Raw genomic sequence first — 261 nt, 5'->3', positions numbered from 1 at the left:
CCTTATTTAATATATTTTTTTATTAATTTTTATGATGAACTAAGTCGATAATAACATGATTTATCAGCTATTTTTATAAAGTTCGGGAGGGGAATTGAAGATTAATGGCGAGCAAAAAACAACTAAATTGAGAAATTTATAGCTGCTTTTATTATTACTCGGCTTGACCAGGCGGATTATTTGATTAAAAATTGAAAACTCAATTTTTACCAGAGAACTTTGCCACAACCATATCATCGATGCCAGAGTGAAATAAATGTC

Source organism: Nonlabens dokdonensis, from assembly GCF_002162835.1.
GTDB classification, from domain to species: domain Bacteria; phylum Bacteroidota; class Bacteroidia; order Flavobacteriales; family Flavobacteriaceae; genus Nonlabens; species Nonlabens dokdonensis_B.
The sequence above is the reverse complement of the archived record's forward strand: the minus strand, read 5'-3'. Positions refer to the sequence as shown.